General features: G+C 41.1%; 18 protein-coding genes and 3 pseudogenes. 16 read left to right on the top strand and 5 right to left on the bottom strand.

Annotated features, from left to right (window positions below):
* Positions 1–9 precede the first annotated feature (9 nt).
* The 9 genes from K6969_RS10905 to K6969_RS10865 all read left to right on the top strand — a co-directional run bounded on the left by K6969_RS10905 (position 10) and on the right by K6969_RS10865 (position 8,325).
* A complete protein-coding gene (locus tag K6969_RS10905; RefSeq protein ID WP_029173121.1) occupies positions 10–297 on the top strand; it encodes a lactococcin 972 family bacteriocin in 288 nt (95 codons plus the stop codon).
* A gap of 68 nt (positions 298–365) precedes the next feature.
* Positions 366–1,436 carry a hypothetical protein gene (locus tag K6969_RS10900; protein WP_321537412.1) on the top strand — a complete coding sequence of 357 codons (1,071 nt, stop codon included), beginning with the start codon at positions 366–368 and terminating at the stop codon, positions 1,434–1,436.
* Positions 1,437–1,519: 83 nt separating this feature from the next.
* Positions 1,520–2,641 (top strand): IS110 family transposase, encoded by a 1,122-nt coding sequence (locus tag K6969_RS10895; RefSeq protein WP_321537345.1) that lies wholly within the window; start codon positions 1,520–1,522, stop codon positions 2,639–2,641.
* 441 nt (positions 2,642–3,082) lie between these two features.
* Entirely contained in the window at positions 3,083–3,994 is a 912-nt protein-coding gene (locus tag K6969_RS10890) for a DUF1430 domain-containing protein (protein ID WP_321537411.1), read from the top strand.
* A gap of 1 nt (position 3,995) precedes the next feature.
* The gene (locus K6969_RS10885) at positions 3,996–4,628 is read left to right on the top strand and encodes a putative bacteriocin export ABC transporter (RefSeq protein ID WP_171942658.1); all 633 of its coding nucleotides are present in this window, start codon (positions 3,996–3,998) and stop codon (positions 4,626–4,628) included.
* 194 nt (positions 4,629–4,822) lie between these two features.
* Positions 4,823–5,035 carry a hypothetical protein gene (locus tag K6969_RS10880; RefSeq protein ID WP_024398515.1) on the top strand — a complete coding sequence of 71 codons (213 nt, stop codon included), beginning with the start codon at positions 4,823–4,825 and terminating at the stop codon, positions 5,033–5,035.
* 66 nt (positions 5,036–5,101) lie between these two features.
* The gene (locus tag K6969_RS10875) at positions 5,102–5,686 is read left to right on the top strand and encodes an ABC transporter ATP-binding protein (protein ID WP_171942657.1); all 585 of its coding nucleotides are present in this window, start codon (positions 5,102–5,104) and stop codon (positions 5,684–5,686) included.
* Positions 5,687–5,710: 24 nt separating this feature from the next.
* On the top strand, positions 5,711–5,986 hold the full coding sequence (locus tag K6969_RS10870) for a hypothetical protein (protein WP_171942656.1): 276 nt from the start codon (positions 5,711–5,713) through the stop codon (positions 5,984–5,986).
* Positions 5,983–8,325, top strand: coding sequence for a hypothetical protein (locus tag K6969_RS10865; protein WP_171942655.1), 2,343 nt, complete (start codon positions 5,983–5,985; stop codon positions 8,323–8,325). The genes K6969_RS10870 and K6969_RS10865 overlap by 4 nt, the downstream gene beginning before the upstream one ends.
* 44 nt (positions 8,326–8,369) lie before the next feature.
* On the opposite strand, the gene def is transcribed toward K6969_RS10865, so the two are convergent.
* Positions 8,370–8,984, bottom strand: a complete 615-nt coding sequence (def, locus tag K6969_RS10860; RefSeq protein WP_029173125.1) for a peptide deformylase — start codon at positions 8,982–8,984, stop codon at positions 8,370–8,372.
* 129 nt (positions 8,985–9,113) lie between these two features.
* Between def and K6969_RS10855 the strand changes: the two genes are divergently transcribed.
* The 3 genes from K6969_RS10855 to K6969_RS10845 are packed head-to-tail and all read left to right on the top strand — an operon-like array spanning position 9,114 to position 11,659.
* A complete protein-coding gene (locus K6969_RS10855) occupies positions 9,114–10,277 on the top strand; it encodes an MFS transporter (RefSeq protein WP_171942654.1) in 1,164 nt (387 codons plus the stop codon).
* 36 nt (positions 10,278–10,313) lie between these two features.
* The gene (locus tag K6969_RS10850) at positions 10,314–10,940 is read left to right on the top strand and encodes a GNAT family N-acetyltransferase (RefSeq protein ID WP_228381534.1); all 627 of its coding nucleotides are present in this window, start codon (positions 10,314–10,316) and stop codon (positions 10,938–10,940) included.
* Positions 10,931–11,659 carry a pseudouridine synthase gene (locus tag K6969_RS10845; RefSeq protein ID WP_024398520.1) on the top strand — a complete coding sequence of 243 codons (729 nt, stop codon included), beginning with the start codon at positions 10,931–10,933 and terminating at the stop codon, positions 11,657–11,659. Before K6969_RS10850 ends, K6969_RS10845 begins: the two co-directional genes overlap by 10 nt.
* 145 nt (positions 11,660–11,804) lie before the next feature.
* Here K6969_RS10845 and tnpA read toward each other — a convergent pair.
* A pseudogene (tnpA, locus tag K6969_RS10840) lies at positions 11,805–12,267 on the bottom strand (IS200/IS605 family transposase).
* Between the two features lie 187 nt (positions 12,268–12,454).
* Positions 12,455–13,036: a xanthine phosphoribosyltransferase gene (locus K6969_RS10835; RefSeq protein ID WP_029173127.1), complete on the bottom strand. Its 582-nt coding sequence runs from the start codon at positions 13,034–13,036 to the stop codon at positions 12,455–12,457.
* 215 nt (positions 13,037–13,251) lie between these two features.
* Between K6969_RS10835 and K6969_RS10830 the strand changes: the two genes are divergently transcribed.
* The 3 genes from K6969_RS10830 (at position 13,252) to K6969_RS10820 (ending at position 17,420) form a co-directional block, all read left to right on the top strand.
* Positions 13,252–14,562 carry a nucleobase:cation symporter-2 family protein gene (locus K6969_RS10830; RefSeq protein WP_029173128.1) on the top strand — a complete coding sequence of 437 codons (1,311 nt, stop codon included), beginning with the start codon at positions 13,252–13,254 and terminating at the stop codon, positions 14,560–14,562.
* Positions 14,563–14,983: 421 nt separating this feature from the next.
* Positions 14,984–15,493: a hypothetical protein gene (locus tag K6969_RS10825; protein WP_002942154.1), complete on the top strand. Its 510-nt coding sequence runs from the start codon at positions 14,984–14,986 to the stop codon at positions 15,491–15,493.
* 280 nt (positions 15,494–15,773) lie between these two features.
* Positions 15,774–17,420 carry an AAA family ATPase gene (locus K6969_RS10820; RefSeq protein ID WP_321537410.1) on the top strand — a complete coding sequence of 549 codons (1,647 nt, stop codon included), beginning with the start codon at positions 15,774–15,776 and terminating at the stop codon, positions 17,418–17,420.
* Here the strand turns inward: K6969_RS10820 and K6969_RS10815 are convergent.
* Positions 17,345–18,203 (bottom strand): annotated as a pseudogene (locus K6969_RS10815) (IS630 family transposase); the annotation flags it as partial. The gene K6969_RS10820 and the pseudogene K6969_RS10815 overlap by 76 nt on opposite strands.
* 145 nt (positions 18,204–18,348) lie before the next feature.
* Here K6969_RS10815 and K6969_RS10810 point away from each other — a divergent pair.
* Positions 18,349–18,858 (top strand): annotated as a pseudogene (locus tag K6969_RS10810) (LrgB family protein); the annotation flags it as partial.
* A 33-nt stretch (positions 18,859–18,891) separates the two neighbouring features.
* Here the strand turns inward: K6969_RS10810 and K6969_RS10805 are convergent.
* Positions 18,892–19,692: a formate/nitrite transporter family protein gene (locus K6969_RS10805; RefSeq protein ID WP_029173921.1), complete on the bottom strand. Its 801-nt coding sequence runs from the start codon at positions 19,690–19,692 to the stop codon at positions 18,892–18,894.
* Positions 19,693–19,729: the final 37 nt, after the last annotated feature.

Below are 19,729 nucleotides of genomic sequence, written 5' to 3'. Positions count from 1 at the left end.
GAAAATATCATGAAAAAATCATTCGCTTTACTCGGTGCTATTTTAACAATGTTTACAGTGATTCCAACAGTAGCGGCTTGGACACAATATCCTGATGGAGGCGTTTGGACCTATGGGGCTACAAATAATGGAGCCTTTTCTAATTACTATCACGGTAGTAAGCACCATAGTTCGACAGTTGTTAGCCGTAAAAATTCTAACTCAGCAAAAGCGTTCGCAGATCCTGGTAAAACTTCTCGTGCCTATATTCGAACCGAATTTGGAGAACCCGCTGCATTTTATTACAATTACTGGTGATATTATTGGCAACAGCTAGGTTGAGTAGTTCTTAGCCTAGCTGTCTTTTTAATAGTAAGGAGATAGAGATGAGGAAGTGGTTTATTTTCTTATCAACAATTTTGCTATCTGTTTTCATAGTGGTCAGGATCCAGCAGGAAAATCAACAATTACAATTTTTGAGCTATAATGCTGTTGATATTGTCGGTCGCAGTGGCAATTCAGAATTATCCAGTCGAGAAGAATTTATAGATGCTTTAAATAGCTTAGCAGTTCATACAGATAGTGTTATTGCAAGGCGTATTGTCGAACCACAAGAAAATGGAAAGGTCAAGTTTGTTTATGAAGTGTACGGAGATGGAAGTTTACCAAAGGGCTGGGAGCGTGCTTCTAAAGTCAGTGCGGAAACAAGCGACTTAGTGAATAGTTATTTGATTGTATCTGGTTCTCTAACAAGTGACAAATTAGCTGAGGTAATTGAACAAGAAGGCTATAGCACCTGGATTTCGTCAGGCTATTCTATTTATTATTCTATTTATTCACTCTTGATGAGCGAGGAATTTCTCATCAGTATTGTTCTTTGCCTCTTGACCTTTGTTTCATTGACTCTAATTTATCGCATCAAAGACTTAAGAAGTGCAGGAATTCGAAGAGTATCCGGACAGAGTTTTGCAAAAATTATATTTTTGCCCTTAACGACTGACGGAGTGATATTGGGATTGACTTATCTTATCAATGCTAGTCTAGCGGTATCTATTCTTTTTTATCTACAGTTGCTAAATACTATAACCCTTTCGATACTTTTGTTAAGCATTGCTCTGTTTGTGGTGACATTGTTTTTCTTGTCTCTTTCCCTGAGTTTAGTCTATGTTCTAGGCTTAAAGGTAATAACTTTAGTTGAAGTGTTAAAAGGGAAACTTCCGTTAAAACGCTTGTTGACTCTCATGTTGTTAGGTCAATTAGCTTCGATATTAGTGGTTGGTTGGACAGTTAATCGAACACTTATACACTATAATGAATTACAAATGGTAGAGAAAGGTGTTGAAGGATGGGATAGGAATAAGGACTACTACCAAGCTTCTTACAGTTATGGCGCTGCTTTTAATGGAGAAATGAGTAAAGAAGAGCAAAATAGACAATATGTAAAGACCCCCAGTTGAGAATTCGTGGATTTACCTGTACACTAGAATAAAAAAACAATCAACTTCTAACAGGAATTACCACACTCAATTGGAGGTCTTATATGTTTCATTTTACCACACTTTTCATCGGAATGGATGTTCACAAAGAAAGTTTTTCACTCTGCTATTATGATATGATGACCAATCAATTCAAACATAGCACTAAAGTTAGTCCAAATGTTAGCTATATTGTGAACTATGTGAATGAGCTTCGTCGTTTATATGGTCAAGATGCAGAAGTGTTATGTGGCTACGAAGCTGGATGCCTCGGATTTACCCTATATCACCAGCTACAAGCTCACGGGATTCCCTGTATCGTGATGGCACCTACAACGGTAATGAAGGAAGGATCTAAGCGTGTTAAGACTGATAAGAAAGATGCGGCTCAGCTCGCAAAAGCTCTGGCCTTTCGTAGCTATCAGCCTGTTCATATTCCTACTGCTGAGGATGAACAAGTCAAAGAATATATCCGTATGAGAACAGACCACAAAGTGGCTCTGAAGAAAATCAAACAACAAATTCTTGCCTTCTGTCTCCGACATGATTTTCGCTATACCGAGGGAAGCAGTAATTGGACACAGAAACATGTTCGCTGGCTCCGTTCCCTAAAACCTGAGGGACTTTACGCAGAGATTTTGACAGAATATCTATTGACCTATGAGAAATTAGTAGATCAAATAGAACGGTATGATGCACGAATTGAGCAACTGGGTCAAAGCGACAGTTATCAAGAGAAGGTCTCACGGCTTTCTTGCTTTATTGGCATTAAAACACTAACTGCTCTTTCCATTGTGACAGAAATCGGTGATTTTAATCGCTTTGCGACAGCTCAACATTTTGCTTCTTATCTTGGGCTAACTCCTAGCGAAAATTCTAGCGGCGACAAGGAGAGAAGAGGTGCTATCACCAAAGCTGGGAATAGCCATGTGAGACGACTTCTGATAGAAGCTGCACAATCATTGGCTAAGGGGACGATTGGGTATAAATCCAAAGAATTGAAAAGGAGACAAAGTGGAAACCGAGTGGAGGTGATTGCTTATGCGGATAAGGCTAATGAACGCTTAAGAAGACGTTATCGCACACTTGTTCTAGGAAAAAATAAGAAACAAAATGTTGCTAAAACAGCTATTGCACGAGAATTGTCTGGTTTTATTTGGGGGATGATGACAGGAAGAATAGCTTGAAGTTAGCGCTTGTTTTCATGTACACTTTTGACCATTAAGTTTTATCATCGCAGAGCGATGAGGAATCCCTATTTCTATCCAAAATCACTGGGTGAATTTGGACAGAAATAAGGATTGAAATCATGTTTGAATGGAAAGTATCTTGAAGGAGTTTAGGACTTCAAGGTTTGAGTCATCTACGAAACGACTAAGTGGCACAATTGTGATCCACGCTTATAGAGAGTAGGACTCGCGGCAGAACCATTGACCTGTAGGTAACCAATCCACGAATATCAGAGTGGCCAATGCCCGAAGCTAAGAACTAGGCTCTTTCTAGATACTTTTCATTTTTTAATCAGTTCGATTGTTTTTACTTGACAAAGGGCTTTACATATCAGTCGTTGGTATCAGTTTACCAAGGCGGCTATACAAAACCATGGTGCCTTATTTGTTAAGAATAATTTGAATAGGTATTTACAAGGTGATGAATCGGATGGAATCAACAAGTATGATTACGCTCCTTCTGGTCATACAATCTTTGTTACTCCCAACTATTTAGAACTTCAGAATATACAGGTTTCAGAAGAATTTAAGAGTAAAATGTCCTCCTTACAACAAGGGGAGTTTGGGCTGATTATTCCTGATAAATTGAAAGGACAAGAAGAAACACTGGTTCAACTTTATGTAGACTACTTGAATTTATTTGGTCGTGAGAATCTTGATATAGAGAGTTCACAATTATTTGAATTTCAACCTTATACAAGCTATGTGGGAAGTCATCAGAGTAGATTTCTCTACAACACGGTTCCCTATATACTAGAACAACATCTGATAGACCCGATTATTGTAGTCATAACACCAGAATCAACAGGAGATACTCCGGCATCGCAAATACTGTGGGGAACTTCCCTTCAATCCCTTTTCTTGGTAGATTATCAGCAGAGTATCCAGCTACTGAAAGAACAGGGAGTCTATCAGTGGGTCTCCTACCTGCTAAATAGTAAGGCTACTTACTATGAAAACTTGAATACTATTCGGAATCAGTTTCTCTTTCTTTTGTTGGGAGCTTTAATTGGCATTGCAACCTCCATACTGTTATTTAATACAATGAATTTGGTTTATTTTGAACAATTTCGTAGAGAAATTTTTATTCGTCGTCTAGCTGGTATGACATTCATAGAACTTCATTTTACCTATCTAATTACCCAACTCTTAGTGCTTGGGGTAGGAATGCTGGGTTTACTTTTCGTAACGAATGAGCTGGGATTGAGTGCAGGGACCGGAGCAATTTTCCTCAGCAATTTATTCCTGATTTTGTTTCTACAAGAAAGAAAAGAAAGTAAGATAGCCTATACAGTCTTACAAGGAGGATAGTATGATTGAAATTAGAAATTTACAGAAGCAATTTTCCAATAGAATGATATTGGAGAAAATCAACTTGACCTTTGAGGACGGAAAAATTTACGCTCTTATTGGCAAAAGCGGGAGTGGGAAGTCAACACTACTGAATATCATTGCCAAGCTAATCCCTTACGAGGATGGAGTGGTTGAATATGGTGGAAAAGATATCAAAAAGATCAACGAGCATATTTTTTATCGTGATTACTTAGGTTATTTATTTCAACATTTTGGTCTAATTGAAAATGAATCAATTGGCCAGAATTTAGAATTAGGATTTATTGGACAAAAGCTATCCAAAAAGGATAAGCTAGTTCGCAAATTGGAAGTTTTAGAGAAGGTAAACCTCTCACATCTAACCCTAGATCAGAAAATATATGAACTGTCAGGTGGCGAAGCTCAACGAGTTGCCTTGGCGAAAATTTTTCTAAAAAATCCTCCTTTAATCTTGGCAGACGAACCGACGGCTTCCTTAGATCCTGTCAATTCTCGAGAAGTTATAGAACTCTTGACCTCACTCAAAACAGAGGATAAAATCATTATTATCGCTACACATAATCCTGCTGTTTGGGAAAAAGCAGATGTAGTTGTTCGCATGGAAGACTTGTAAATGGAATTTAGTATTAAGTAAGAACTGAAAATCCAATACTTAGATAGAGAAGATTGTTACAGTCTTCTCTTTTTGTCAAAGCAATACCTATTTTTACTTGTTTGTATAAACAAAAAATGTTATTATTATATTGAATGATTAACTAGAGTGTAGAGTTGAATTGGAATTAGTCAGTTATGAAAAGGTGTAACCTAATGAAACAGCTTGATAAAAATACCTTATTTTTAAGTGCAGTTATTGTTCTTTCGTGTAGTGTCCTATTATTTCATATGGACCCGATTCAGATTGTAGATAGAGAGATTTGGCTCTGGCTAAATTCATTTATTCATGTGCTATTTTTAAAACCTGCTGCTAGTCTAGGTTTTCTTATGGGGCTTTATCTGCTATACAAGGCTCTCAAGAAGTAGTCTAGCTAACTAAGCTGATGAAAGTCTGCTGCACCGCTCTGCCATTTCCCAAAGAAAGGAGTTTCTATGCTAAAAGTAGTTGATGTCTGTAAGCGATACGGTGCCCACCAGGTCTTGTCCTACGTGTCCTTTGAGCTGCAAGCGGGGGACTTGGTTGCTCTAGTGGGTCCCAATGGTGTGGGAAAATCAACTCTGTTGAATATTATCAGCAACACAGAAACCGCTGACCGTGGGTCGGTAACCATCAATGGTCGTCCCAATAGTGACCGAGCGATTTTTCAAGATATGTCTGTCATGTTGGATGCCCAAGCCCTTTATCCACAGTTGACGGGTTACGACCATCTGACCTATGTGGCTGCCACCCACAAGCTGGGGAAAAAGGAAGTGGATGCATTGGTGGAAGAATTGGGGATGGGCTACTATGTCAAAAAGCGGGTGGCTGGCTATTCCATGGGCATGAAGCAGAAGTTGCTCTTTGCCATGGCTGTCCTTCCCAAGCCCAAGCTCTTGTTGCTGGATGAACCCCATATCGGTTTGGATCCGACCAATATCATCCAGCAGCGGGAATTTCTTCTAAACCTACAAGCAGAAGGTGTTGCCATTTTGCTTTCTTCCCACCATCTGTCGGAAATTGAGAAGCTGACCAATTAGGTTTATTTCCTCAAGGCCAGCAAGTTGATTGCCACAGAAGTGGAGTTGACGGCTGATTATGATTACCATCTTGCTGTGGAAAACTCCAAGCAGGTTCAGGAATTTTTACGGGATTATCCTCAACTCTTGTGGACAAAGGCAGAGCAGGGTCTGGTGGAAATCTTCTTGCCTGAGCGAGATTTGCTAGATTGTCTGGATCGTATTCCAATCCAGCAGGTGGCGGGTCTTACAAAAGCCAGCGACTATATGGAATCCCTCTATCGTGATCTCTACGTGGAGGAAGGTGGTGAGGAGATATGAGGCTGAACTTTGAAATCAAGAAAATCCTCTGGTCGCCTCTTTACTGCTTGCTCGTGCTGGGTTTTCTGGGTCTGACTTACCTTCCCATCTCACAACGTCAAGCCCATCAAGCGGCCTATGTGGAAACCTATAAAAAAGAACTGAGTGAATTGGCCAGTGTCTTGGCAGAGATAAAAATTGAGGAGGGCTCAGAAGAAGCACCGCGGATGCTGGGCTTGAAATCCGATATAGAAAGTGTCGGTCAGGCCTTAGATGAGGGGAAGTTTGAAGCTATCCCCAACTACCGCAAACTCATGTATCAAGACCTGGACTATTTTATCAGTCGCAATCGACAGCTTTTTCAAACTCGGAATTCCTTGACACAAACGGAAGTCGAACGTTTAGCCAGATGGAATGACTGGTTGTTGGAGTATCAACTACCTGATGGTCCTGAAAACAAGGCTTGGTCAACAGGGCGTATTGTTCAAGCCTACTTAGAAAGTTTGTTTGGTTTTCTTCCTGTATTTTTGGTGCTTGGTTTTCTACTTGCTAATCAGCTGTCGGAAAAGACACTCGCTCATCAAGTTTGGCAGTTGCGGCAATGGGATAGTCTGAGTTTGCAGGGGATCAGGCGTTTGGCTGCCTCCATGCTATCGCTACTCTTTGCAGTTGGCCTGGGCTTGCTTTTTATCATGGTCTATGATGGGCTGACAGGTCAGTTGGCTGTATCTAGTTTTCAAGCCCCTGTTGAGATTTTGGGTCAGAGTCAGTTGATAGGCTCTTGGCTTTACGGGCTTATCTTGCTTGGTTTTTGGCTGGTCTTGCTTCTAGCTGTTCGCCTACTTTTTGGATTTTTGGACCACTTGTTAGCCAGTCGGCTGACTTTTGTAGTGACGGGGTTACTATTGGCTGTGGTTCTTTCCTATCAGGCTGGTGCAGTAGCTGGTTGGTCAGGTCAAGTTTTGCCTTTGTTAGCCTTTCCGAGTTTTTTAGACACAGGTGCATTTTCACAGGTCTTTTTACAGGTGGATGTCTTCGTCTTGCTGACCATTGGGCTTTTCGTTGCTTATTATCTACTGACAGAAAAGAAAAGGCTGATCTTGCCAGTTGGTCATCAGAAGGAGTTAGACACAGGTCCTTTAGACAAGGTTTGGTCTTTTGATATTCTCATCCTTAGTCGGCTCAATTCTTGGAAAGGGCTCGTCTTAGTAAACTTGCTCCTAGCTCTGCTATTTTCCCTACTGACGGGACTAGAAAAGCAAGAGGTTGCCCAGGAGGAGAGGGTTTCGATGGAGTTGGTTGCCCAGTCCTATGAGCAAGATGGGGCCTATGTGGAGGTTTTGCAGTCGGAAATCAACCGTCTGAGGCAGTTGGTCAAAGAGGACGCGAGCTATCAGGAGGACTTGGAGCTGAGAGTGGAGCTTCTGCAGGAATACCATATCTATAAGGACCTCTATGTCAAGCAATGGCAGGTTTATCAGGAAAAACCTCAGGCCCTGCCAGCCAGTTACCTTGCTTTGCTGGGGGCAGAGCAGGTCTATCTCTGGGCTAGAGAGGAAAGGGCTTTTGCCAATGGAGATATTGGGGCCAGCCAGACGGTAGATAATCTTCGCCGTTACCAGACCCGCAATCAGGTCAGTCAGTATTACTGGAAGCAGCTGATGGAGGCTGGGGTGCCAGCAACTAAGCGGGGCAAGGATGTCATTTTGACCAGCTTGGAAAATCGTTTTGATACCAATGATGCCTTGGTTCCAGTAGACGATCCCTCTTGGGACCGCTCCAGAGATCTGTCAGGTATCGGCAGCCTGCGCACTCTTTTTGATGGTCCGGCCTATTTGGTGGTGCTATTGCTGGCGGTTTGGATTGGCAGTCGGGGCAAGGCGGTGGAAGTTGCTGGAAAAAACTGGCGTCTCTATCAGACCCAGCCTGTGGATTTGCGCAAGATTCTGCTTACCAAGTGGTTGCTGGGACTGGGCCAGGCACTAGGTTTTACGCTGCTCTTTCTAGCTAGTCTTTTCCTAGTCAATAGTCTGGTCGGAGGAATCGGTTATCTGGAAGATGGCCTTATCTTGCTTTCGCATTCGGAGAAGGGTATTTTTCTTGAACTCCTGAGGGGACAAGAACTCTGGGCTTGGTTCCTGCCCAATGCTCCTTATCTCTTGTGGATGGTGTTTGGCTTGCTTGTCTTAGAAATTGTTCTAGTCAGTCTCAATCATCTTTTGCAAGTTCGGTTTTCAAATCGTTTGGTCGTCTTTATCTTGCTAATTGGATTCTTGGCTCTGCTGGACTATTTCCTTTTTCAAGATTTGGTTTTGGATGGGCAGGAGATCTTTAGGCAGTTAGCTCTGCTATTTTCATAAAAAAAGAAAAACTGGCTGAAAATTTTTCAGTCAGTTTCTTATGTTTATTCAATTACCAACATGCCTTCTTTAACGGCAAATGGGTGTTCTGGGTCAATGCGGTCGTAGAACATGACACCGTTGAGGTGGTCGATTTCGTGTTGGACCACGATGGCATTAAATCCCTTGAGTTTGATACGGTGTTTTTCTCCGTTTTTGTCCATATAGTCAACAGTCACACGTGCGTGGCGGACTACGTAGCCTTGGACTTCGCGGTCAACGGATAAGCAGCCCTCGCCCCCTTCCATAGCCGCTTCTTGGACAGAATGTGCCACGATTTTAGGGTTGTACATGACCTCTTGGAGGGAGTAGGCTTGGGCAGGTGGATTGCCTTCCTCGTCCTCTGGATTTGGGACTAAGACAGCAATGATGCGTTTGGAAACGTCAATCTGAGGTGCTGCTAGACCAACTCCGCCACGGAGTTTCATTTTTTCAGCCATGACAGGATCCTGCGAATGTTTGAGGAACTGCATCATTTTTTCGCCTAAAATAATTTCCTGATCAGATAGAGGAAATGCAACTTCTTCGGCAACTTGGCGTAGGGTTGGATGCCCTTCACGGATGATGTCATCCATGTCAATCAAATGGGCAGATTTTGTCAATCGTTCAATAACAGACATGATTCTCTCCTTTGAATATAGTTAAGATAAGTATAGCATGAAATGGGAGAGAATAAAAGTCGGACTTTTCTATCCATTCGCTTTCAAATCTGTTATACTAGTAAAAGACGAACGTTGAAAGGGAGAAAAATGAAAAGAATTTTAGAAAAAGCCAGTTTGCTGGCCCTATCCACCATGCTGGTTTCGACATTTGCTGTCTCGCCAGCTATTCCACAGATGATTGAGCATTTTGCAAGAGAGGGAATTGCAGCGGCCCAGGTGGAAAACTTAATCACAGTAACCTCTTTTGCTATTATGGCTGCCCTCTTGATGAATGGCTTGGTTGTCCGTTTCTTGTCTGAACGAAACATTATCATTGCAGGGCTTTTGCTTATGGCCATCGGCGGAGCTTTGCCCATGTTTCTAACTGCTTATCCTCTGATTTTGCTGGCTCGTATCTTGCTTGGTTTGGGGATTGGCTTAATCAATGCGCGTGCTATTAATATCATCGGTAATTTTTTCACTGGTCAGGAGCGGGTGCAGATGATGGGCTTGCGTGGTTCAGCAGAGGTTTTGGGAAGTGCAGGGCTTACCCTCCTTGTCGGTTGGTTGACCCAATTTGGTTGGCAACCAGCCTTCTTGGTCTACCTTTTTGCCTTGGTCATCTTGACTCTCTTCCTTCTCTTTGTTCCCAAGGAGGAATTGCTGGCTCGCATGGAGGTAAAGGTTGAGGAGAACGCGCCCAAGGTCAAACTGGACAAGACCATGTGGATGATGGGAATTTATCTGGCATTCTTAGCCTTCTTTGTTATCAATGTCAATACCTTCCTGACCATTCGTATTCCTCAGATTGTTTTAGCCAAGGGCATCGGTACTGCTCAGCAAGCCAGTCTCATTCTCAGTCTTATGCAGGTCATGGGTATTGTGGCAGGGACGGTCTTTAGTAGCTTGGTTGGTCGTTTGAAGGGTTGGCTTTTAGCTGTTTCCTACGTGGTCTTTGGACTCGCGGTTGTCGGCATTGCCTTTGCGGATAATCTCTGGGCGCTGGGTCTTGGTGGCATGGTGTCAGGATTTTTCTACAGCATCATTCTAACCATTGTCTTTAGTCAGGTAACAGACCGTGCACCCAAGGCCTTGCTCAATACGGTCATGACCATCGTCCTTATGGGCTGCAATATTGGCGGTGCCACATCTGCCATCTTGCCGACTTATCTGGAAAAACTCAATCCAACCCCAACAGGTGCCTTTGGTATTTACGCCATCGGCTGTGCCTTGATAAGCGCAGGCTTGATTTATAAACAACTGAAGAAGTAGGAGCGGATTTCCGCTCCTTTTTGGTATAATATTCTTATGTTAGAAAATAACCGCTTGAATGAATTGCTCTTGCGCTTTCCGGAGGATGTTCAGTTGATTTTTAAAGACATGATTTCCTCTTATCAGCTAGGCTATGTGGATTATGTTTATCAAACAGATAATTATGCCACCCAAAACCGCAGGATTAAAAACTTGTCAAAAAATTTTCGGAGGATGAACTATTTTCATATCATGCCTCTGCCCCAGGACTTGGCACTGGAAATTGCTAACCAATGGCGCTATCAACCACCTTTGGATGCCTATACGATTAGTGCAAACCCCGAGACTTATGCTGAGATGATTTCACCAGAGGCGCGTGGGGGCCGCTTTTTTGCAGTCATCCGCAATGCTGCCCTCATGGGCTATTTCTGCATGGACCAAGATGGCGAGACAGTTGACATTCGTTTGGGGATGAAACCTTCTTTGACAGGTCAGGGAAATGGCAGAGCTTTCTACCAGACTATTGAAGACTATGTAGTAGAGCATGTTCAGCCAGCTAGTATCAAACTGACAGTTGCTAGCTCTCATCAAGTTGCCCAAAAACTCTTTCATGCTCTTGGTTTTACAGAAATAGAAAAGCAAGCAGAATATATCAAAATGGAAAAGAAAGTCGTATGCGATTAGATAAATTTTTAGTGGATTGCGGTATTGGCAGTCGGACAGAAGTCAAGAAACTCCTGAAAAACAAGCAAGTCACAGTCAACGGCCAAGTAGAAACCTCACCCAAACAGCAAATTAACGAAAAACAAGACCAGATTGCTGTAGCAGGTCAGGTCCTTAGTCATGAAACCTTTGTTTACTATCTGTTAAACAAGCCTAAGGGAGTTATTTCAGCCACCGAGGATGACAGTCATCGGACTGTCTTGGACTTGCTAGATGATACAGCTCGCCAGAAGGAAGTTTTTCCTGTTGGACGCTTGGACATCGATACCCATGGCTTGCTCCTTTTGACCAACAATGGCCAGCTAGCTCATGCTATGCTTTCTCCGAAAAAACATGTGGACAAACGCTACCGAGCACAGGTTGACGGGATCATGACTCAAGAGGATGTCGAACGATTTGCGGCAGGAATTGAGCTGAAAGACTTTACTTGTCAACCAGCCCAGTTGACCATCCTCTCTACAGATGAAGCTAAGCAGACCTCGCTCGTTGACATCACCATCCGAGAAGGGAAATTTCACCAGGTCAAACGCATGGTGCAGGCCTGTGGAAAGACGGTGACAGACTTGCAACGATTGACCATGGGGCCTCTTAGCTTAGATCCAAAATTAGCTCTTGGAGAATACCGCAGGTTGACTGCTGCCGAATTAAAGCAATTAGAAGTCTTTGGGGTGGAATTATAGATAATCATGACCACCCGTCAAACGGGTGGTTTGAACAAGGGCTATAAGCCCACATCACCAGCCAGCGCCTAAAGACGCTGGCTTTCACTTTGTTCAAGCCTCACTGCTTTTGACTCGTCACTAGCCTCTTAAAGAGGCATTCGTACTACTTGCCATTATCCCTAAAGGGATCTTCATACTCTTTTACACTTAACTTATCAAGTGCTATATCATGTTTTTCCTGTTCTTGTATATATTTCTTAATTGTGGCTTCATTAAGTCCAACCGTACTTACATAATATCCCTCTGCCCAGAAATGACGATTACCAAATTTATAGAGAGATTGGCGTGTTTATCAAACATCATAAGAGCACTCTTGCCTTTTAAATAGCCCATAAAACTTGATACACTTAGCCTTGGAGGAATACTGACTAACATGTGAACATGGTCTGGCATCAGATGACCTTCGATAATTTCAACACCTTTATAACTACACAATCGTCGGAATATTTCTCCCCAACTACTTCGATATTGATTATAGATGATTTTTCGTCTATACTTAGGGGTGAAGACAATGTGGTAGAACACAGCCACTTTGTATGTGATAAACTATGTGCCTTTTGCGCCATATTTTTCTCCTTTCGCTTTACAATAGGCTTGAACACCTTTATTGTATCGCGTTTGGAGTTTTTTTGGTATAACCTTCGTCGCGCACCCGCATAGCGGGTGGTTTATTTGTCACGCACCTTACGGAGCGTGACGGACTAAAAGTCACATAAATAGAAGAGACTTGCTCCCGATTGGAAGCAAGTCCTTTTAAATATCCGCAGCTGCAAAAACAACCTGTCCATCTTGAAATTTTTCAATACGAGCGAGTGAAGTAACAGGGACACCTGCATCCAGTAAGAGCTGGCGGCCGTCTTGGAAGGACTTCTCGATGACGATACCAACACCAATTACTTGAGCTCCGGCCTGTTGGATAATGTCAATCAAGCCTTTAGCAGCTTGTCCATTGGCCAAAAAATCATCAACGATTAGAACACGGTCCTCAGGTGACAAAAACTTACTAGCAATAGAAACGGTGCTGGTGACTTGCTTGGTGAAGGAGTAGACTTCAGATGTCAAAATGCCTTCGGTCATGGTAATATTTTTATGTTTTTTAGCAAAAATCATTGGCACATCTAGGCTTTCTGCAACATAGACGGCTGGTGCAATACCCGAGGCTTCGATTGTGACAACCTTAGTAATTTCTTTAGAGCGATAGGCATCTGCCAAGACCTGCCCCATTTCTTTCATCAAGCGAAAATCAACCTGATGGGTCAAAAATGAGTCAACTTTTAAGATGTTTTCTCCTAATACCTGACCATCTTTTAAAATGCGTTCCTCTAATGCTTTCATGTTTATCTTCTCCTCCAAATGATACTTTTGTGTATTATAGCATTTTTTTGCTAAAATCAAAACAATAAACGAATTTTTGTATTGACATATTGTATATATCGACAAAATTCATTGAAAAATACGAATGTTCTGTGCTTATTGGATTGAAATGTATTGAAAATGATTTTGTTTTCTGATAGACTAATACATTATTTAGGAATAAAGAAGGAGAAATCATGTCTCAGGAAACAACAAATGAACATTCTTCGGATATGCTTTACGGAATTGATGAACAACCACCAAAAGGGATGGCTGTTTTGCTTGCTTTTCAGCATATTTTAGCAGCTTTTGCAGGAATCATCGCAGTGCCTCTTGTCGTTGCAAGTGCCTTAGGATTGTCAGTCGAAGATACTTCAATTATGGTATCAGCCTCTATTTTTGTTGCTGGTATTGCCACCATTTTGCAATCTAAAGGTGTTGGCCCAGTAGGTTCACGTGTCTCTGGTATGATGGGGACGGACTTTACCTTTGCCAATCCAGCTATCAGTGTTGGTAGTCAGTTGGGAATTGCTGGTATCGTGGGTGCAACCATTGCTGGTTCATTTGTAGAGATTGTTCTCAGTCGTTTTGTCAAACCCTTGATGCGCTTCTTTCCGCCATTGATTACGGGGACTGTTGTATCCCTCATCGGTATTACCCTCATGCCAGTAAGTATGGACTGGGCAGCTGGTGGAGCTGGCGCTTCAGACTATGCTTCAGTTGAAAATATCAGTATTGCCTTTATCGTCTTGGTCTTCACCTTGGCTTTAAATCATTATGGTAAAGGAATGCTGAAAACAGCCTCTGTCTTCTTTGGGATGGTTTTTGGTTACATCTTGTGTATTTTTCTTGGGAAAGTTGATTTGTCAGCTGTAGGAGATGCGGCCTGGTTTGCTCTTCCTAAAATTTTCCATTACGGTGTAAAATTTGACCTATCTTCTATTCTAGCCTTCATTCCAGCCTATGTCGTATCTTTGATTGGTACGGTGGGAATTATGATGGCCATTGGAGAAGCCTCAAATCAACAAATTTCTTCTGAGCGGGCAGCAAATGGTGTGCTAGCCGATGGTGTTGGTTCCTTGATTGCCGGTGTGTTTGGGGCTGGTCCAAATACAGCCTTCTCGCAAAACGTTGGCCTCATTACTTTGACAAAAGTTGCTAGTCGTCATGTCATGATTTTAGCAGGTATTATCTTGACCCTCCTTGGTGTCTTTCCAAAATTATCTGCCTTGATTTCCATCATGCCGCAGCCTGTTCTTGGTGGTGTTGGGATTATCATGTTCGGTTTGGTTGCAGCCCAAGGGATTAAGACTCTTGCAACTGTAAAAATTGGTGACCGTGAGCTCTTGATTATTTCCATTGCCTTTGCGCTTGGTATTGGAGTGACCGTTCGTCCAGAATTATTGAGTCATCTTCCATCAGCTCTTCAAATGATCTTCTCATCAGGTATTTCAACAGGGACCTTGGCTGCCTTGGTGTTAAATCTGGTGTTAAAAGAGGAAAAATAAGATTTATTTTATTAGTTTGCTTAGATGAAAAGAGAAGAAGATCCATCTGTGGTCTTCTTCTTTTTGGGGTAGGTAAAAAATGCTAAGGGTGTACAGTTGTCGTATCTGAAATTCTAGCCCCTGCTTGACCGTACTTGGTATAACATATTACAATATATATAAGAACCTGTGTTCACAGTTCATCGCTTCCATTGGAGTGTTTGAAGGTGGAGATAAGGAAAGGAGATTCCTGACCAATTAGGTGGTAGGCGAAAACTGCCACAGGAGCTTTTTACTCGTCGAAGCAATAAAGTGAAACTAAATGATGATAGAGTCAAGTATTCCTTCAAAAAATTGCCTTGATGAGCAAAAACGATTTCTTGCATAAGAACACTTTGTTTATGAATATAGGTTCTAAGATTTGTCCAAGAGAGGTTATTATATGTTGAAATATATCCGTGCACTTCCCCTTGTTATAGTAGCGGGAGCGGTTGTTTACTTTACTATTTTTATCTGTATTGATAATGGTGATTGGACCTACGTTGTGACTAGAGCGCTAGGGCTTAAGGAAGAACATGCTAATAATGTTTCTTTGATTGTAATTGGTGCCCAATCACTTTTTCTGACTTCGGATTGGTTTTACAAGCGGATTCGTGCCTTTCTCAATCGTCGTTTGGAAAAGGCCAAAGGGCTTAATCGGCAGATTTATCTGGGCTATAAGGCAGGGATTGAGTTTTTGATGGCGTTACCCAAACGAACTATTTTATTCACATTCTATCTACTTTTAGTAGTTGCTGAAAGTGTTGGTCTGATTGAAAAAGCCAAGGACTATGCTGCGGTAATCATCTTCATAATTGCTGTTGACCGCGTGACCAAAATCTGGCCGGAGGAAAAGCGGAGAATGATTGAGTTTAGCCAGAAGATTAAGAAACGGATTAAGAGTGTGGAGTAGGGAGAGTTGTTTGGGTATATTTATTTTTTGAAAATCTAATGCAGGTCTTCTTCTATTGAGAGAATGAACGGAACAGTGTGCTGTCTGTGTCTTACTGAAGGAATTCTAAGCAGTGGTATTGCCCTTGAGACAAGCTACACTGAAAATAAAGTATGGTGGAGTAACACTTAAGTTTAATAATAAGCGAAGATGGACATATTTTGTCCATCTATTTTTATATACTTCTTCTTGAGAATATCAGAATAGAGGGGTAATGATGAACTATTATCACATAAAACTAATGGGAGATGTACAGCAACTAGAGCGACCGAGTGAATCTTTCGCACAAGAAAATAATTGGATGTATTTTTTGAAGGAAAAAGAAGATTTATTTATTGTAACGGGAGCTGCAAATACAAAACGAGAAATAGCAAAAAAAGTTCAGTCACTTTGGGAAGTAGATGTCTATTTAGATGACTATTCTTCAATAACTGAGGATGATTTTATTGACAAAGTTGGACGTGAACAGTTGGGAGAATTTGGTTATTTCTTATTGAAGCAATCAAAGGGAAATAAGCAAGGTCTTACTCCGAATGCAGATGTATTGTCAGAAAATATGATTGGACTCAGCGACTTTAAAAATAACATTCAGCATCTTATAAACTATTTAGACTATCAATCAAACTATTTAGAATTGCATACGAAAGAGCCGTTTTTCTTAATTTTCAATGGTCAAAAAGGCAGTGGACGAAAATATGCTCTTCAATATTTAGAACGCTTGTTCGACTTGCAAGCAGTTGATACTCATTGTAGCGAATACTTTCTTCCCAAGACTGATGAAAAGCAATTTCCAGTGATTTATGACTATTTTAAAGCAAGGGCTCGCCCTAAATTAGAACTTTTCGCTAATATCAATACAAAGAAGGAGAATAATATTTGTATTCTAATTGCTCAATCGACTGAAGAAGCTAAAAAAATAGAAATGGAATTACAGGAGGAATACTATAATGTAAATAGAATCGAGTTTCCTCCTTATACAAATGGCGAACTGATTGAAATTGCTATTCAACTATTAGCTCAAAGACAAATCCGCATAGACAAGGAAATGGTCGAGGAGTATATAGATAAGTCTTCAAGTATAGTCAACGCAAAAGATATTCGACGAATGGTTCAGAGAATCCATGAATATGCGGTGGCAACCAATTATTGTCAAGAAAATGGATTGCTGGATCTAGGCCACTTTAGTTTGCAAAAGGAACAATCTAAAAGCAAATGTGGCCAAGCTGAGAAGAGGCTGAATCAAATGATTGGTCTTCATTCTGTAAAAAAATTAATCAGACAACAAGTTGCTTTTGAACAACTATCGAAACTTAGGAAAGAAAGAGGTTATCATGTCGAGGAAAGTAATGGGCACTTGTTATTCACAGGTAATCCAGGGACGGGCAAGACAGAGGTAGCTCGCCTTTATACAGAAATCCTGCATGAACATGGCTTGATTGCAGAAAATAAGATAGTAGAGGTTGGAAGAGCAGACCTTATTGGGGAATATGTTGGCCAAACAGCACCAAAAATAAAAAAGGTGTTTGATAGTGCAAGTGGTGGTGTACTGTTTATCGATGAAGCTTACAGTCTGATTCCACAGAGTGAAAGAGATTTTGCCAATGAAGCTATACCCACCATTATTCAAGAAATGGAAAATCGTCGCAATGAGATAGTTGTTATTTTTGCCGGTTATAAAGATTTGATGCACAATTTTATAGATACGAATCCGGGATTACTATCTAGAATTTCAAAAATCATTCATTTTGAAGATTATTCCGTGGATGAACTCTATGAAATTTTTATACTCAACAAAAATCAAAATCAAACCAATCAAGTGTTTTTTAACCATCGTCTACTAACAATTGGTTTTAAAATAGACCAATCTAACTCTCGTATCACTTCTTGAAGCTTGTTTATCACATCATCTAGTGTTTTAAAAGCTTTATTCTTAAACCCTCTCTTTCGAATCTCAGCCCAAACTTGTTCAATTGGATTCATTTCAGGAGTATAGGGAGGAATAAACTCAAAACCAATATTATGTGGTTTCTCTAAGGTACTTGATTTATGCCAAACGGCATTGTCCATCACTAATAAAATATAATCGTCAGGATAAGCTTCAGATAGTTGTTTGAGAAAAACATTCATCCAATCTGTATTGCAACCCCCAGCGATAATGAAGAAGGACTCTCCTGTATGGGCATCAATAGCACCATAGCAATAGCGATACTCACGAATATAGTGGCTATGTACATGCGGTCTCACCCCTTTTGGTGCCCAGGCCTTTCCAATTTTACTAATCCGACCGAAACCCGCCTCATCTTGATACATTAGTCTGACTTTATGATAGCGACGACTATTCTTGAAGCGCTTTCCTATTTTCGTGAATGAAGATTTTATTTTTAGACGCTAGAATCGTTTCGGCGTCTGCTTTTTTAGGGTGTTCTGGTCTTGGCGTCACTTTGCGCCAACCATGGCGTTTCAGAAGGGCATAGAATCCTTCCTTGGTCGTAGGGTGTCCAACCCGTTTCTGATAAGTTTCGTAGAGAGAGTTTATGGTCACAAATTCGCCATTTAGTGAAGCTGTTAACTGTTCTTTTAGAAATGCTTCCTCTTCTTGAAGGGTTAAATATTGACGGTTCCGTCCACCTCGCGTTTCTCTTACTAGAGCTGAAATCCCACCAAGCTCATACTTGCCTTGTAAGGACCAGATTGTATACTTTGAATAGCCGATAAGGTTAGTGATTTCTCTATAACTGAGACCTTCGGCTCTGAACAGGATTACTTGAAGTCGTCTATGAAATGGGGAATAGGTTTTATCTTTCAAATAAGTTTTTAATTCGTTTGTTTGTTCGATAGTAAGTTTCATAAATCTATTATACGTTAGTTTTTGTTTTTTGAACAGTATAATGAAACATCACATTCGAAGTATTCTTTTGGGAATTTTTCTTGCCTGTATTGTCAATACTGTCTTTACTGCCCTAATTGCAAAATGGTTTGGAATGGATTTTTTTCTAGCAATCTCTCTTTTTCCAAAATCTGTCACCACTGCTATGGCTGTTGGTATTACTGATAAAATGCAAGGAATAGCAACAGTTACTCTTGTAGTCGTTGTTGCAACAGGGATTCTGACAAGTGTTCTTGGCCCAGTCTTTTTAAAGCTACTAAAAATTGAAGACCCGGTAGCTGTTGGTCTTGCTTTGGGAGGAACAGGGCATGCCATTGGAACGGGTACAGCGATAAAATATGGACATACGCAAGGAGCGATGGCTGGTTTGGCTATTGGGATTACAGGCATCATGTATGTGGTGATTAGTCCAATAGTTGCGCAGATTATCTTACAATAAAAAACTACGATTGGAATTCCAACCGTAGTTTTGTTAGTCTACATAAAGTTTGGATTGATTATTCAACCAACTATAAAGAAGTCCGATAAAGAGACCGCCACCCACGTAGTTTCCTAATCCAGAAAAGAAGAAATTGCTTAATACACTTAATAGAGTCATTCCCTCAACTGGTCCACCATTTGCAAAAAAGGCCAGGGAGAAGAGTGAAAAGTTCGCAATGACGTGCTCATATCCCAAGAAAGCAAAAATAAAGATGACGAAAATAACGGAAATGAGACGCCCAGCGTCATCTTTGATGCGTAAGAAGGTAAATACGCCGATATTCACGACAATATTAGCAAAAATTCCTTCAATAAATTGAGTCAAAGGTGTCTTTGAAAGCTTGGCCACCGTTGCTTCAAATAGGTAGCTGTGAGCATCAACGTGCTGATAAGGCAGTGTCAATGAAACCAAGTAACAAACAAGGACAGCACCGACAAAATTGAAAAGGATACAGGTTGCCAACATCTTGAGGGCTGTTTTAGTAGGAATCGTTTTTCGATGGCTGGCTACTGTCATATACATCATGTTGGATGTTCCAAGTTCGGCATTCATATATAAAATCATGAGTAGCCCCCAACCAAACATCAACCCATAGCTAAATTTCCCGAGTCCTTCTGCGACATGGTTGAGTTTGTCTGCTGTATAAAGAGAAATGACAATCCCCAATCCTAAATAAAGACTGGCTAGTATCGATCGTACAGCGTAGGCAGAAAAACTGTGTTCAAACAAATCTGCTTTTTTCTGTATACTCTTTTCAAGTGTATACATTAATGTCTCTTGGTCAGCTCCCATCCTAATCTCCTTACTGAATTTACTACTTTTTTGAGTA

Origin of the sequence: Streptococcus suis (assembly GCF_019856455.1) — a bacterium.
GTDB classification, from domain to species: domain Bacteria; phylum Bacillota; class Bacilli; order Lactobacillales; family Streptococcaceae; genus Streptococcus; species Streptococcus suis_AE.
Note: the sequence above shows the minus strand (reverse complement) of the source record. Positions and strands in the feature narration are given on the sequence as shown.